Annotated in this window: 16 protein-coding genes; 14 read left to right on the top strand and 2 right to left on the bottom strand. The window is 65.8% G+C overall.

What is annotated here, in order from left to right:
* Positions 1-61: 61 nt before the first annotated feature.
* The 3 genes from WFP39_RS11315 (at position 62) to WFP39_RS11305 (ending at position 2851) form a co-directional block, all read left to right on the top strand.
* Positions 62-973 (top strand): UDP-2,3-diacylglucosamine diphosphatase, encoded by a 912-nt coding sequence (locus tag WFP39_RS11315; RefSeq protein WP_336919722.1) that lies wholly within the window; start codon positions 62-64, stop codon positions 971-973.
* Complete coding sequence (locus tag WFP39_RS11310) at positions 973-2016, top strand: glycosyltransferase family 4 protein (RefSeq protein ID WP_336919720.1); 1044 nt, start codon at positions 973-975, stop codon at positions 2014-2016. The genes WFP39_RS11315 and WFP39_RS11310 overlap by 1 nt, the downstream gene beginning before the upstream one ends.
* 112 nt (positions 2017-2128) lie before the next feature.
* Positions 2129-2851, top strand: coding sequence for a DUF1013 domain-containing protein (locus WFP39_RS11305; RefSeq protein ID WP_336919718.1), 723 nt, complete (start codon positions 2129-2131; stop codon positions 2849-2851).
* Between the two features lie 86 nt (positions 2852-2937).
* On the opposite strand, the gene WFP39_RS11300 is transcribed toward WFP39_RS11305, so the two are convergent.
* Together WFP39_RS11300 and WFP39_RS11295 are read right to left on the bottom strand one after the other, a co-directional pair.
* The gene (locus WFP39_RS11300) at positions 2938-3315 is read right to left on the bottom strand and encodes a bactofilin family protein (protein WP_336919717.1); all 378 of its coding nucleotides are present in this window, start codon (positions 3313-3315) and stop codon (positions 2938-2940) included.
* On the bottom strand, positions 3305-4480 hold the full coding sequence (locus tag WFP39_RS11295) for a peptidoglycan DD-metalloendopeptidase family protein (protein ID WP_336919715.1): 1176 nt from the start codon (positions 4478-4480) through the stop codon (positions 3305-3307). Before WFP39_RS11295 ends, WFP39_RS11300 begins: the two co-directional genes overlap by 11 nt.
* A 264-nt stretch (positions 4481-4744) precedes the next feature.
* Here WFP39_RS11295 and WFP39_RS11290 point away from each other — a divergent pair, with 264 nt between their 5' ends.
* The 11 genes from WFP39_RS11290 (at position 4745) to wecB (ending at position 14303) form a co-directional block, all read left to right on the top strand.
* Positions 4745-6049, top strand: coding sequence for a glutamate-5-semialdehyde dehydrogenase (locus WFP39_RS11290; protein WP_336919713.1), 1305 nt, complete (start codon positions 4745-4747; stop codon positions 6047-6049).
* A 24-nt stretch (positions 6050-6073) separates the two neighbouring features.
* On the top strand, positions 6074-7126 hold the full coding sequence (locus WFP39_RS11285; protein ID WP_336919712.1) for an aldo/keto reductase: 1053 nt from the start codon (positions 6074-6076) through the stop codon (positions 7124-7126).
* Complete coding sequence (locus WFP39_RS11280; RefSeq protein ID WP_336919711.1) at positions 7123-7779, top strand: nicotinate-nucleotide adenylyltransferase; 657 nt, start codon at positions 7123-7125, stop codon at positions 7777-7779. Before WFP39_RS11285 ends, WFP39_RS11280 begins: the two co-directional genes overlap by 4 nt.
* 151 nt (positions 7780-7930) lie before the next feature.
* On the top strand, positions 7931-8299 hold the full coding sequence (gene rsfS, locus WFP39_RS11275; RefSeq protein WP_336919871.1) for a ribosome silencing factor: 369 nt from the start codon (positions 7931-7933) through the stop codon (positions 8297-8299).
* 41 nt (positions 8300-8340) lie between these two features.
* Entirely contained in the window at positions 8341-8763 is a 423-nt protein-coding gene (locus WFP39_RS11270) for a 23S rRNA (pseudouridine(1915)-N(3))-methyltransferase RlmH (RefSeq protein WP_336919870.1), read from the top strand.
* 5 nt (positions 8764-8768) lie between these two features.
* Entirely contained in the window at positions 8769-10001 is a 1233-nt protein-coding gene (locus WFP39_RS11265; RefSeq protein ID WP_336919710.1) for a murein hydrolase activator EnvC family protein, read from the top strand.
* 78 nt (positions 10002-10079) lie between these two features.
* Positions 10080-11435 carry a S41 family peptidase gene (locus WFP39_RS11260; RefSeq protein WP_336919709.1) on the top strand — a complete coding sequence of 452 codons (1356 nt, stop codon included), beginning with the start codon at positions 10080-10082 and terminating at the stop codon, positions 11433-11435.
* Positions 11436-11442: 7 nt separating this feature from the next.
* Positions 11443-11919, top strand: coding sequence for a disulfide bond formation protein B (locus tag WFP39_RS11255; RefSeq protein WP_336919708.1), 477 nt, complete (start codon positions 11443-11445; stop codon positions 11917-11919).
* A 2-nt stretch (positions 11920-11921) separates the two neighbouring features.
* The gene (locus WFP39_RS11250; protein WP_336919707.1) at positions 11922-12446 is read left to right on the top strand and encodes a demethoxyubiquinone hydroxylase family protein; all 525 of its coding nucleotides are present in this window, start codon (positions 11922-11924) and stop codon (positions 12444-12446) included.
* A gap of 84 nt (positions 12447-12530) precedes the next feature.
* Positions 12531-13130, top strand: a complete 600-nt coding sequence (locus WFP39_RS11245) for a hypothetical protein (RefSeq protein ID WP_336919706.1) — start codon at positions 12531-12533, stop codon at positions 13128-13130.
* 51 nt (positions 13131-13181) lie between these two features.
* Positions 13182-14303: a non-hydrolyzing UDP-N-acetylglucosamine 2-epimerase gene (wecB, locus tag WFP39_RS11240; RefSeq protein WP_336919704.1), complete on the top strand. Its 1122-nt coding sequence runs from the start codon at positions 13182-13184 to the stop codon at positions 14301-14303.
* Positions 14304-14651: the final 348 nt, after the last annotated feature.

Below are 14651 nucleotides of genomic sequence, written 5' to 3'. Positions count from 1 at the left end.
CTGTAACAATTGCCCGCTAGTGGCCGCGACATTGCATCACGGCAACAAGGGAACCCGCGCCATGTTCGGGGACTATATCGAAGGCAATTTCGGCAACAGCACTTCCGCCGCCGCACTGGATGATTTTGCGAACGGGCCCGCCGCCATTCCCGAAAAGACACATGGCAAACGGCGCAAGTTCCGCACCGTCTGGATCAGCGATGTGCATCTGGGAACCAAGGGCTGCAACGCCGAATTGCTGATCGATTTCCTCGACCATGTCGATTCCGACACCATGTATCTGGTGGGCGACATTATCGATGGCTGGCGGCTGAAGAAGAAGTTCTACTGGCCCGCCAGCCACAACGACATCGTGCGCCGCATATTGAAACGCGCCAAGCGCGGCACGCGCATCGTCTACATCCCCGGCAACCATGACGAGATGTTCCGCCAGTTTACCGGGCTAAACTTTGGCGGGGTGGAAATCCGCCGCGCCGCCTTTCACGACACCGCCGATGGCCGCCGCCTGATGGTGCTGCATGGCGACGAATTTGACGCGATCATGCTGGCGCACCGCTGGCTCGCCTTTGTGGGCGATGCCGCCTACCACGCGCTGATGGCGGCCAATGTGTGGGTGAACGCGGTGCGGCAAAGGCTGGGCCTGCCCTATTGGTCGCTGTCCAAATTGGCCAAGCACAAGGTCAAGAACGCGGTCGAGTTCATCTCGCATTACGAGGAAATCGTCGCGCGCGCTGCGGGCGAACGCGGGGTCGATGGCGTGGTGTGCGGCCACATTCACACCGCCGAACACCGCCTGTTCAGCCATGACGGCAAGACGGTGGAATACTGGAACGACGGCGATTGGGTGGAAGGCTGCAACGCGCTGGTCGAACATGCGGACGGGCGCATGGAAATCCTCCACTGGCCTGCCGAAATCGCCAGGCGCGAAGCGGCCGAGGCGTCGCGCCCCACACTGGTGCCGCAGGCCGCGTGATGCGCATTGCGCTGGTCACCGATGCGTGGAGCCCGCAGGTCAACGGCGTGGTGCGCACGCTGAAAAGCGTGACGGGCGAACTTTGCGCCATGGGCCACGAGGTGGAAATCATCGCGCCCGACCGCTTCCGCTCGATGCCGTGCCCGACCTACCCTGAAATCCGGCTGGCGTTGGCCGGGCGGCGCGCAGTGGGGCGGTTGCTCGCCGATTTTGCGCCCGATGCGATCCACATCGCCACCGAAGGGCCGCTGGGCTGGGCGGCGCGCGGCTGGTGTCTGGCGCGCGGGCGCAGCTTCACCACCGCCTATCACACGCAATTCCCCGATTACGTGGCGCGGCGTACGGGCCTTCCGGCCAGCCTGATCTGGCCGGTGATCCGCCATTTCCACCGCCCTGCCGCCGCGATCATGGTGGCGACCGAGACGATCCGCGCCCAATTGCGCGGTCAGGGGCTGATGCAGCTCAGGCATTGGAGCCGGGGGGTCGATACGGAAACATTTCACCCGGATTACGCGCCGCCTGACCTGTTCCTGCACTTGCCGCGCCCGATCCAGCTGTATGTCGGTCGCGTGGCGGTGGAAAAGAATATCGAGGCGTTCCTTTCTGCCACCCATCCGGGCAGCAAGGTGGTGGTGGGCGACGGCCCGGCACTGGCATCGCTGCGTGCGCGCTTTCCCGATGTGCATTTTCTGGGCCAGCTAACCGGTGCGCCGCTCGCGGCGGCCTATGCCGGGGCGGATGTGTTCGTCTTTCCTAGCCGCACCGATACATTCGGGCTGGTGATGGTCGAGGCGCTGGCCTGCGGCACGCCGGTAGCGGCCTATCCCGTGCCCGGCCCGCTTGATGTCCTCTCGCCCCAAAGCGGGGTGATGGACGAGGATCTGGATCGCGCCATTGCAGGGGCGCTGACCCTTTCCCGCACGGTATGTCTGACGCATGGCCGATCCTTCGGCTGGCGGGCCAGTGCGCAGCAATTCCTGGCCGCGCTGCATCCGCTGGCGAGCGCGGCGCCGGCGCCGGTGCTGGCCCCGTCGCCCGCGTGATCTGCTTCCCGTTGACTCAAATGCTTGCCGTTTGCGCGCGGAGGGACTAAATCGTCCTCCGTGCAGGCCGTCCCGCGAGGGGCGGCCCTTTTATTTCCGATGGAGATTTCGCGTGGCCCAGCCCACCCCCCTTATGCCGCACGCGACCGCTTCCTGGCTGGTCGACAACACGGCGCTCAGCTTTGAACAGATCGCCGAATTCTGCGGTCTGCACATCCTGGAAGTGCAGGCGATGGCCGATGACCTTGCCAGCTCCAAATATACCGGCCGCGACCCGGTCCATTCGGGCGAGCTGACGCATGAGGAGATCGCGCGGGGGCAGGCCAACCCCGAATACCGCCTCAAGATGCAGAAGGCGCCGGTCGATGTCAGCCGCACCAAGGGCCCGCGCTACACTCCGGTGTCCAAGCGGCAGGACAAGCCCGACGGCATCGCCTGGATCATTCGCAATCATCCGGAAATCTCCGATGCGCAGATCGGCAAGCTGATCGGCACGACGCGCAACACAATCAATGCGATCCGCGAACGCAGCCATTGGAACATCGCCAACATCACGCCCAAGGATCCGGTGACGCTGGGCCTGTGTTCGCAGCGCGAACTCGACGCGGCGGTCGCCCGCGCCGCCAAGAAGGCTGGTGCGCAGCAGGCAGCCGAGCAGGAGGCCGAAGCGGAGGAAACCATGGCGGCCTCACGCCGCGACGACCGGGAAGCGCTGATCGAGGAGCTGAAGGCCGAGCGTGAAGCGGCGGCGCGCCTCGCATCCGAAGCCGCGCAGGAGGCCGAGGCCGAGGCATGGCTCGAAGCCAAACGCGCCGCCGAAGCTGGCGGCGCCTGATCGACTTCCCGCAGCGCAGAGACGCACAAAAAGGGCGGCCGGGCAGAAATACCTAGGCCGCCCTTTTGGCGCGCGGGTGAAGCTGCTCAATTGCCCAGCGGTACAACCTTGTCGCCTGGCACCGCCGCACGGCCCGAACCGGCATCGCGCGGGGCAAAGCGGCCTTCCACGGCGGCACCCTGTTCGATCGTCAGCGTTTCATAGACGACATCGCCTTCGATCCGCGCGGATTTGAGCACAACCAGTTCGCGCGCGGTAATGGTGCCCTTTACATGGCCCGAAAGACGCGCCCGCTCGGCTGTCACTGCGCCTTCGATGCGGCTGGCTTCGCCCTGCACCAGCGCAGCGCAGGCAATATCGCCCACCACAGTGCCATCCACGTGCAGATCGGCCGAGGCCGACACATCGCCGCGAATGGTCACATCCTTGCCGATGACCGAGAAGGTCGCGCGGTCAGTGGCCATGCTTCTCGTCCCCAGTGGCGGCGAACTCCGCGCGGGCTTCTTCGAGAACATTGGATGCCGACTCCAGGAAGGGCCGCGGGTTGACCGGGCGGCCGTTGATATGAACTTCAAAATGCAGGTGCGGCCCGGTGGAACGGCCCGTATTGCCGATGCGCCCGATAACCTCGCCCGCGCTGACCTGTTGCCCGACACGCGCATCCCAGCGCGACATGTGGGCGTAGCGGGTCATCATGCCGTTGCCGTGCGTGATTTCCACCGTGCGGCCATATCCCGCCTTGGTGCCCACAAAGCTGACCCGCCCATCGGCGGCGGCGTGGATCGGCGCGCCGATGGGGCCGCGGAAATCGAGGCCCGCATGCATCGCTGCACGACCGGTAAACGGGTCGCGGCGGTAGCCGAAGCCCGAAGAAATGCTGCGCATGTCCGCCGGCATCACCTGCGGGATTTCGCCAAGCCCGCGTTCCAGCGCGCTCATCCGCGAGAGGCTGAGCGCCAGGCGTTCAAAGCGCGGATCGAGCGAGCCGTTGCTGTCCGACCGCAGCATTTGCAGCGGACCACCCATCGCCGCCTCGTCGCGCACCATCACCGCGCGCGGATCGAGGCCCAGCGAGCGGATGGCCTGTTCGGTACGACTGGCGCGGCGGTCGGCATAGCGGGTGAGGCGTTCGACAAAGGCGAGTTGGCGCGCTTCGATGCGGGCAAGGCCGGCGGCTTCGGGAATTGCGCCCTCGATCAGACCGATCAGTTCCTGCGCTTCCTCGGTCGAATCGGATACTGGCGCCGCCTCCTCGCCATCGGCATTCATGTCGGCGGGGAGCATCTGCAGGATCCCGTCGAGGAAGTCCTGCCGTTGTTCGAGATTGGCGGTGATCTGGTCGAGATCCTGGCGGTAATCTTCCAGCCGGTCTTCCGCCTTTGCAACCTGCGCCGCGCGGGTCAGCAGATCGGCGCGTTCGGCCTGCGCGCGGTACTGGCTGACAGCCAGCGCGCCCATCGACCCGGCCCAACCGAGCAACGCCACCAGCGCCACGCCGGCTACGGTCATCTGCATCCGCGATGTTATCTTGACGAAACGGACATGGCCCTGCGATCGCATGAAGAATTCACGCTCAGGAAACCATGTCCGCAGGCGGTGCATCAGCCCGCCGACGGTATTCTTTTCCAAGACGACCCCTTGCGATTTGCCCCGCCGTATGCCGTGGGGTTAACGGCTGATCCGGGAGAGTCGACTGCTGGGCGTTTACCTTTGGGGCGAAACGAAGGCACCATGCGGTGAGCCGTGGAACGATCCACGGATTCGCAGAAGTGTTTGCGCAATTGCCGTGGCGAATCGGCCACAGGCGCGATTGGGTGAACTGCCGATTCGTTGTCGGTGCTGCGTGCTTTATTACGCCTGACAAGGCACGGCGGCGATGGTATCGGGCCTGCCATGGAACAGACGCACACGCTGGACGGCGCATCGGTAACGGAACAGCAACAGGCAGCAGAGGTGGAGACCCTGGTGCGCGATCTCGCGCGCGCAGCGCGCAGCGCGCAGCGCGTACTGGCGCGGATGCGCACGGGGGAGAAGGCCGCCGCGCTGATGGCTGCTGCCGCCGCGCTTCGCGCCGCTGCGCCGCAGATCCTTGCCGCCAATGCGCAGGATATTGCCGCGGGCGAGGCGCGCGGCCTTTCGGGCGCGATGCTTGACCGGCTGCGGCTGGACGACAAGCGGCTGGAAGGGATTGCCGCCGCGATCGAGAATGTCGCCCGCCTGCCCGATCCCGTGGGGCAGGAGATTGACCGATCCACTGCCCTTGCCGGAATGACGCTGGTGCGCCGCCGGATTCCCATCGGCCTGATCGGCATTATTTACGAAAGCCGCCCCAATGTGACCGCCGATGCCGCCGCGCTGTGCGTGATGAGCGGCAATGCCGCCTTACTGCGCGGGGGGAGCGAGGCGGTGCATTCGAACCGCGCGATTGCCGCCGCCCTGGCGTCAGGCCTCGCCAGCGCAGGCGTGCCGGCTGAGGCGGTGCAGCTTATCCCCACGCAGGATCGCGAGGCGGTGGGCGCCATGCTGCGTGCCGCAGGTCTGGTCGACATGATCGTGCCGCGCGGCGGCAAGAGCCTGGTCGAGCGGGTGCAGAACGATGCCCGCGTGCCTGTGCTCGCGCATCTGGACGGTATCTGCCACACCTACATCCACGCTGCCGCCGATCCGGCGATGGCAAAGGCGCTGGCGCTGAACGCCAAGATGCGCCGCACCGGCATTTGCGGGGCGATGGAAACGCTGCTGCTCGACGCTGCCTTTCCCGCTTCGCAGGATGTGGTCGCCGCGCTGCTCGATGCAGGCTGCGAACTGCGCGGCGATGCACGTGCGCAGGCTCTTGATCCGCGGATCAAACCCGCCACGGCGGAGGATTGGGACACCGAATATCTCGACGCGATCCTCTCGGTCGCGGTGGTGGACGGGGTGGATGCGGCGATGGAGCATATCGCCCGCCATTCGAGCGGCCATACCGAAGCCATCGTGACGCAGGATCAGGCGGTGGCCGACCGTTTCCTGGCCGAAGTCGATTCGGCCATCGTGATGCACAACGCCTCCACCCAGTTTGCCGATGGCGGCGAATTTGGCCTCGGCGCGGAAATCGGCATTGCGACGGGCCGCCTGCATGCGCGCGGGCCGGTGGCGCTCGAAGGGCTGACGACCTACAAGTGGCAGGTGCTGGGCAGCGGCCAGACGCGCGCCTGATCGCGGCCTGTAGGGGGGAGAGCGATGCGGTATAACCGGCTGGGCAATTCGGGTCTGGTTGTGTCTGAACTGTGTTTGGGGGCGATGACCTTCGGCAACGCGCCCAGCGCCTTCTTCCAGCATGATCTCGATCAGGCCGGGTCTACCGCTCTGGTGAAACAGGCGCTCGATGCGGGCGTCAATTTCATCGATACCGCCAATGTCTATTCCGCCGGGCAGAGCGAGGTGTTCACCGGGCAGGCGCTGCGCGATCTGGGCGTGGCGCGGGATCAGGTGGTGATTGCGACCAAAGGCATGGGGCCGATGGGCGAGGGGCCGAATGATGGCGGATATGGCCGCTATCACCTGCTCCACCAGATTGACGCCAGTCTGGCGCGGCTGGGTGTGGACCATGTTGATCTCTACCAGATTCACGGCTGGGATCCCCACGCGCCGATGGAGGAAGGCCTGCGCGCGCTGGAGGATATCGTGCGGTCGGGCCGGGCGCGCTATATCGGCGTGTCGAACTGGGCAGCGTGGCAGATCGCCAAGGCGCTGGGCATTGCCGAGAGGCGCGGGTGGGACAAATTCATCTCCAACCAGGCGTTCTACGCCGTATCGGGGCGCGAGCTGGAGCGCGAGATCGTGCCCATGATGCGCAGCGAAGGGCTGGGCCTGATGGTGTGGAGCCCTTTGGTGGGCGGTCTGCTGTCGGGCAAATACGATTTCGGCCCCGATGGCGCGGTGTCGGGCGAGGGGCGGCGGGCCAAGCTCGATTTTCCCCGCGCGGACAAGGCGATGGCCGCTGCTGCCGTTGCCGCGATGCGCCCGATGGCCGAGGCGCGGGGGGGGTCGGTGGCCGCGATTGCGCTGGCATGGTTGCTGCATCAGCCGGTCGTCTCCAGCGTGATCGTGGGGGCCAAACGGCCCGACCAGCTGGCGCAGAACCTCGCGGCCAGCGATGTCGAACTGACGGCAGAGGAACTCGCCACGCTGGACGAAGTGGGCCGGCTGGAGGACGAATATCCTGCCTGGGCGATCAAGGCGCAGGATCACCGCCACGGTTTTCGCGTGTCACCCCGCCGCGTCCCCAGATGAGCGGGCCGCTCACCGGGATTCTGGGCGGCAGTTTCAACCCCGCGCATGGCGGGCATCGCCGGGTGACGCTGTTCGCCATGGCCGCGCTGGCGCTCGACGAGGCGTGGTGGCTGGTATCGCCTGGCAATCCGTTGAAACCCAAGGCGGGCATGGCTGCGCTTTCCGCCCGCGTGCGTTCCGCGCAGATGCAGGCCCGCCGGGCACCCATCCGCGTCACCGCGATAGAGCGGCAACTCGGCACGCGCTTCACCGTGGACACCCTGCGCGCGCTCAAGCGGCGTTATCCGAAACGGCGTTTCGTCTGGCTGATGGGGGCGGATAATCTGGCGCAATTCCACCGCTGGAAGAACTGGCGCGGGATCGCCCGCGAAATGCCGATTGCGGTGATCGCCCGGCCCGGTTATGATCGAGATGCCTTGGCGAGCCCCGCCATGGCCTGGTTGCGGCGTTACCGGTTGGCCGCAACCCGCTTGTCCAACCGGGGCGAATGGAGCGCACCGGCGCTGATAGAATTGCGTTTCGATCCCGATCCCCGCTCGGCCACCGCGCTGAGAATGGCGGATCCGCACTGGGCCAGCAGGCTCATCGGCGCTGTCCGGGATCAGGTCACGCATTCCCTCATCCACGACAATTCGGGAGGTTCGGCCGCATGAGGCGTGCTGGCCTGCTGCTGTTTTGCCGTGGGCCGGACACCTTCCATCCTTTGCCACAGGAGCAAGAAACGTCGCGATGAGATCTGTCCAGATCGACCGGGCCTCCACCCAGGCCGTTCCGGTCCCCACCGGCACCGCAACCATCATTTCCATGACCAGCAATCCAGACCATACCATTTCCGCCGTACCGGGCTCGCTCCATGCCTTCATCCTCGACCAGCTGGACGAGGATCAGGCGCAGGACCTTGTGTCGATCCCGCTCGCCGGAAAAAGCTCCATCGCCGATCACATGATCATCGCCTCTGGCCGTTCCACCCGCCAGGTCGCCTCGATGGCAACCAAGCTGGGCGAAAGGCTGAAGCAGGAAGGCTACGGCACGCCGCGGATTGAAGGCCTGCCTGCCGCTGACTGGGTGCTGATCGATGCGGGCGATGTGGTCGTGCACCTGTTCCGTCCCGAAGTGCGCAGCTTTTACAATCTCGAACGCATGTGGGGCTTCGGGGAAGAGAAGGCTTCGTAAGAAGCCTCCCCTTCCGCCCGAAAGAGGAAGAGGAGGGGCCAATTCTTTTGCACGTGATCGCCCGTGGCAAGATCGCCCGCACACCCGAAGCCGAGCTCGTCGCGCGTTATGAAAAACGCGTCACATGGCCGCTGAAACTGACCGAACTGCCCGAAACCGGCGGCAGGGTGGCCGATCCGCTCACGCCGTGCCGCACCGTGCTGCTCGATGAAAAGGGGCGCGATCTTTCTTCCGAAGAGCTCGCCGCCACGCTTGAGAAATGGCGCGACGGAGGGGTGCGCGAATGCCGTTTCGTGCTGGGCGCGGCGGATGGCCATTCGCAGGCAGAGCGTGATGCGGCCGATCTGCTGCTTGCCTTTGGCCGGGCCACCTGGCCGCACCTGTTGGCCCGCGCCATGCTGATGGAACAAGTGTTCCGCGCCACATCAATCCTTGCCGGGCACCCTTATCACAGGGCAGGATAGGCGCGATGACGCGCATGGCTCCATTTCTGCTGGCCTTGGGAGTATGTGCTGCCTCGTTGGGCTATTCTGCCACGGCGCAGCGCACACCGGCCTATGAGGATGCGGCCGAGACGCGCGCCGCGCTGCAACAGGCACTGGCCGCGCGGCAGGCCGCGCAGGCGCGCAGCGAGCGGCTCGAAGCCGAAGCCCAACTGACCGAGGACGCCGCCGAACGCACTGCGCGGCAGGCTGCGGCCCTTGCGGCGCGCATCCAGCAGGCGGAGGCCGGCATTGGCGCAGCCGAAGCGCGGCTGGTGCTGATCGGGCGCGAGCAGCAAGAGCTGCGCGGCGCGCTGGGTCGCGAGGAGAAACCGATCGTTTCGCTCACCGCCGCCTTGCAGCAATTTGCGCGGCGGCCGCTGGCGCTTTCGTTGCTGCGGCCAGGCGAGGTGCGCGACCTGGTCTATCTGCGGGCGGTCATGGCAAGCACGCTGCCGCAGGTGGAGCAACGCACCAAGCTGCTGCGCGACCGCCTGACGCGTGCGGCCCGGCTGGAGGAGGAGGCCGAACAGGCCACCCGTGTCCTGCGCGAGGAGCAAGCCGCACTGAGCGAGCGGCGGCGCGAACTCGTCGCGCTGGAGGCACGCCAGCGTCTCGCGGCGCGGCAGGCCGGCTCCATCGCCAGCCGCGAGGCGGAGCGCGCGCTGGCGATGGCCGAACAGGCACGCGATCTGGATGCGCTGGTGGCTGAACTCGACCGCGCAGCCGAACTGCGCAACCGGTTGGCCGCACTGCCCGGCCCGGTGCTGCGGCCTGATCGGCTGGCGGGCGCAAGCAACGCCGCTCCGCCTGACGTTAGCACGGCGACGCCGCCGGCCTCTTCCGTGTCTGTTGGCGCGCCTGTCCCCTATATCCTGCCGGTTACGGGCCGCACGCTGACCGGCTTTGGCGTGCCGGTGGAAGGTGGCTTCAGCCAGGGACTGACGCTGGCGCCGCAGGGCAATGCGCAGGTGGTGGCGCCTGCTGCCGGGCGCGTGGCCTTTGCCGGCCCCTATCGCGGATACGGGCAGATCGTGATCATCGAACATGTCGGGGGCTGGACCAGTCTTGTCACCGGGCTGGCGCGCAGCGATGTGCGCGTGGGCGATGAACTGGTCGGCGGTGCGCCGATCGGTATTGCCGGGCCGGGCCGCCCGTCGATCAGCGTGGAATTGCGCCGCGGCGGCGAGCCAGTGAACCCGCTCGAATATGCCGGGTAGGACGGCCCTTTTCCTCATCTGGCGTTAACGCGGGGGCTGCGATACAACGGGGCGGTAGTCTGACAGGATGTGTCTTTGATGAAGCTTCTTCCCGCCTTCCGCGTTGCAGCGCTGTGCACCGCGATTGCGCTGCTGCCTGCAACCACCGCCGGTTTTGCGCAGGTGGAAGGGCGCGCCTCGCCCGAATTCGCCAAGCTGTTCGCGACCTATCAGCGGATCAAGGCGAGCTATGTCGAGCCGGTGGAGGATGAACGGCTGATCCGCGGTGCGATTGACGGGATGCTCGCTGCGCTCGATCCGCACAGCGCCTATCTTGACGGGTCGTCGCTGCAACGGCTGGAGACGATGATCGACGGGCAATATCAAGGGCTGGGCATCTCGATCCAGATGGAAGACGGCGCGGTAAAGGTCGTCTCGCCTTTCCGTGGCAGTCCGGCGGACAATGCGGGGATCAAGGCGGGCGATTTCATCACGCATATCAATGGCGAGCTGATCTATGGCCTCGACATCAACGAAGCGGTGGCGCGGATGCGCGGCCCCGCGGGCAGCACGATCGATCTGACGCTGTTCCGTCCCGGCCGCGACGACCGGGTTGAAGTGACCGTGACGCGCGGCGTGATCGAGCTGGAACCGGTGACCTTCTCCTTGGAAGAGGGCAATATCGGCCATATCAGCGTCAACGAATTCAGCCGCGATGTGGGCGCCGATGTGCTGGCCGCCATCAACAGCCTGCGAACCGAATCGGGCGGGCGGCTGGCGGGCCTCGTGCTCGATATGCGCCGCAATCCGGGCGGCTCGCTGGATGAAGCGGTGGCGCTGTCCGACCTCTTCCTCGATCGCGGGGCTATCGTCTCGCAGCGCGGGCGCACGCCGCGCGACACGATCTATTACCAGGCCGAATCCGTCTTTCGCGGCGATGTGGCTGCTGGTCTGCCGATCATCGTGCTGATCGACGAGGGCTCGGCCTCGGCCAGCGAGATCGTGGCCGGCGCCTTGCAGGATCACAACCGCGCGCTGGTGATGGGGGAACGCAGTTTCGGCAAGGGCAGCGTGCAGACGCTGCTGCCGCTGACCCGCGATTCGGCGCTGAAGCTGACCACCGCGCTCTATTACACCCCGTCAGGCCGCAGCGTGCAGGAAGGCGGGATCGAGCCTGATATCCGCGTGCCGCAAATTTCCGATCCCGATGCCGAGCGGCGGCAGCGTTATGCCTTGCGCGAAAGCGATCTGCGCGGCCATCTGGTGAACGAACTGGGTCGCGAAAACCGCGATATCGAGCGCGACCGGATTGACGATCCGCGTTTCCAACTCACCGCGGCCCAGTTGGAGGAGCAGGGGATCGAGGATTTCCAGCTGCATTACGCGCTCGAAACGCTCCGCCGCACCACACGCGCCACGGTGGCGCTGCGCGGCCTCTCGACATCACGCAATTGATCGGGCGATGAAGGGGCGTTCTGAAATCGTTGCGCAGCGTCTGGCGCTCGCACTTCCTGCCGCATTGCTGGCGGGGGCCTATGTCTCGCAATACGGCTTTGGCCTGTTCCCGTGCGAGATGTGCTGGTGGCAGCGCTGGCCGCATTTCGCGGCGGTGGCATTGGCGCTTGCCTCCTTCGTGATCGTGCCGCAGCGCCGCGTGTTGGTGGCGCTGGCAGCAGGCGGCATCCTGACATCGGGGCTGATTGGCGCGTTCCATGCCGGGGTCGAATATGGCTGGTGGGAAGGGATCACGGCCTGCGCGGTTACCGGCACGCCCGCAGGCAGCGATCCGCTGGAGGCGATCCTTGCCCAGCCCACCGTCTCATGCAGCCAGGCGCCGTGGACGCTGGCGGGAATCTCGCTGGCAGGGTTCAACGCGCTCTTTTCGATTGGCGGGGCCATCGCCATATTTGCCCTGCTGGCAAAGAAGAACAGGAAGTGAAAATGGCCTCAGCAGCTGATCGTTCGCGCATGATCCGGGTCGATCAGGCCGGCGAATATGGCGCCACCCGCATCTATGCCGGGCAATTGGCGGTAATGGGCGATCGCGGGCCGCATTCGGCGGAAATCCGCGCCATGGCGGATCAGGAGGCCGAGCACCGCGCGCAGTTCGACGCGCTGATGGCGCGGCGCGGGGTGCGTCCCACGGCCCTGCAACCGTTCTGGAACGTGGCGGGTTTTGCGCTGGGCGCAGGCTCTGCGCTGATCGGGCCGGAAGCCGCCATGGCCTGCACCGCCGCGATCGAGGAAGAGATCGACCGGCACTACACCGCGCAGCTCGAAGAACTGGAAGCGGAAGGCGATGATCCGGAACTTGCCGGCCTGATCGCGCGTTTCCGCGATGACGAGCGCGAACACCGCGATGCCGCGCTGGCCGCAGGGGCGGAGAAGGCACCGGCCTATCCGCTGTTTTCCGCCGCAATCCGCCTTGGGTGCCGCGTGGCCATCCGCCTTTCGGAGCGGATTTGACGCGGATCATTGCGTGCGCCCCTGTCTTCACGGCAGGTTAAGCCCGACTTCGCCACTGGCGACAGGACGTAGAAGGAACCGACGATGAAGCGCCTCCTGATTCTGACCACCGCCCTTGGTGCCGCCGGTTTGCTCGCCCAACCCGCTGCCGCGCAGGATACGGGCGGCGAGCGTGTGATGATGGTGCAGCTTCAGGAAGGCGAGGCCTGCCCGCAATCCGAAGATCCGAACACCATCGTGGTGTGCGAACAGATCGAGGATCCCTACCGTATCCCCAGCCGTCTGCGGCAAAGCCCCAGCCCGGAAAACCGCAGCTGGGCGCAGCGCGCGCGAGAGAACGAACGTGTGGGTGCTTTCGGCCCCGGATCGTGCACCAATGTGGGCGGCGGATCGGAAATCGGCTGCTCGATTCAAGAAATCGAACTGGCCCGTGCCGAGCGCGAGAATTCGCCCGAACGCCGCTTCAGCCTGCAGATCGAACAGGCCCGCGCCGAACGTCTGGCCACGATAGACGCCGATGCGCGCATGACGCAGCAGCGCGTGGAAGAACTGGAGCGCGCTTATCTCGAACGGCTGGAAGCCGAACGCGATGCCCCGCTTCCGGGCGAGGAAGAGGCCTTGCCCGAACTGCGCGTTGTCGATCCCGATGCCATCCCGCAGCGGCCGCCCGTGATGCAGCCCTAGGCGTGTGCTTCGCTAGGCCGTTAGTAACGCTTGGGCCAGTATAGGCGGCGCATGACTTCGCCGCTTCGCATCCTCACCGTCTTCGGCACCCGTCCCGAAGCGATCAAGCTGTTCCCCCTCGTCCACGCGCTGGAAGCTGACCCGCGTTTTGATGCCCGCGTCTGCGTGAGCGGACAACATCGCGGCATGCTCGATCAGGTACTGGCAATTTCGGGCATCACCCCGCATCACGATCTGGCGGTGATGCAGCCCGACCAGACGCTCGATGAACTCACCGCACGCCTTGTCACCGGCCTGGGCCGCGTGATGGACGCCGAAAAACCTGATTGGGTGGTGGTGCAGGGCGATACCGCCACCGCCATGGCAGGCGCACTGGCCGCCTATTACCGCAAGATCCGCGTGGCCCATGTCGAGGCGGGGCTGCGCTCGCACAATATCTATCACCCCTGGCCCGAAGAGGTGAACCGCAAGATCATCGGCGCCATCGCCGCGCTGCACTGCGCGCCCACCACGGTCAGCCGCGATGCCCTGCTGGCGGAGAATGTGCCACCCGAAACCGTCCACGTCACCGGCAACACGGTGATCGACGCGCTGCACTGGATCACGGCGAAGATCGCGGCTGATCCCTCGCTGGCGGGCGGGCTGGCGGAGCTGGAGGCGCGCTTTGCCGGTAAACGCATCATCGGCGTGACCACCCACCGGCGCGAGAATTTCGGCGGCGGGATGGAGGCAATTGCCGAGGCGGTGCGGCGGCTGGCCGCGCGCGATGATGTGGCGGTGATCTTCCCCGTCCACCTCAACCCCAATGTCCGCGCCGTGATGGACGGCGCGCTGGGCGGGATAGCCAATGTGGCGATGATCGAACCGCTCGATTACCCGCATTTCGCGCGGCTCCTCAGCCTCGCAGACCTGATGCTGACCGATTCGGGCGGAGTGCAGGAAGAGGCACCTGCGCTGGGCAAGCCGGTGCTGGTGATGCGCGAGACGACCGAGCGGCCCGAAGGCGTCGATGCCGGCACAGCCAAGCTGGTGGGCACCGATGCCGATGTGATCGTGGCCGAGGCGGAGCGGCTGCTGGATGACCGCGCTGCCTATGACGCGATGGCGCGGGCGCACAATCCGTTCGGCGATGGGAAGAGCGCGGGGCGGATTTGCGATCTGCTGGCGGGGTGAGGCTGCCGTTAATCTTCCGGGGCATTATCCTTCTGCATCTGACGATAACCCGTAACTACAAGCGCCGCTATCGGCCCTGATCCAATTATCAGCGCCATAAGAGCAGCGTTCAATCCGAAATGGAAAACAGCAAAGACGAAAATTACACCCAAGCACAATGCAAACCGATGCGGCTTTCGGATCTGACTACCAACATTTATGAGTTTGAACGGAACGCCCGTCGCAGTCCCAATGTTCAGTCCAATTTTATAGGGGAACAGTCCAAAGAAGATTAGGGTCGAGACTCAATCAGAGCCAGAAAGCCACGGCGGCGGCAAGGCATACGGCGGATAGGAAGTTTCTGGCGAG

This window comes from Alteraurantiacibacter lauratis (genome assembly GCF_037154155.1).
Taxonomy (GTDB): Bacteria; Pseudomonadota; Alphaproteobacteria; order Sphingomonadales; family Sphingomonadaceae; genus Alteraurantiacibacter; species Alteraurantiacibacter lauratis.
The sequence above is the reverse complement of the archived record's forward strand: the minus strand, read 5'-3'. Positions and strand labels throughout refer to the sequence as shown.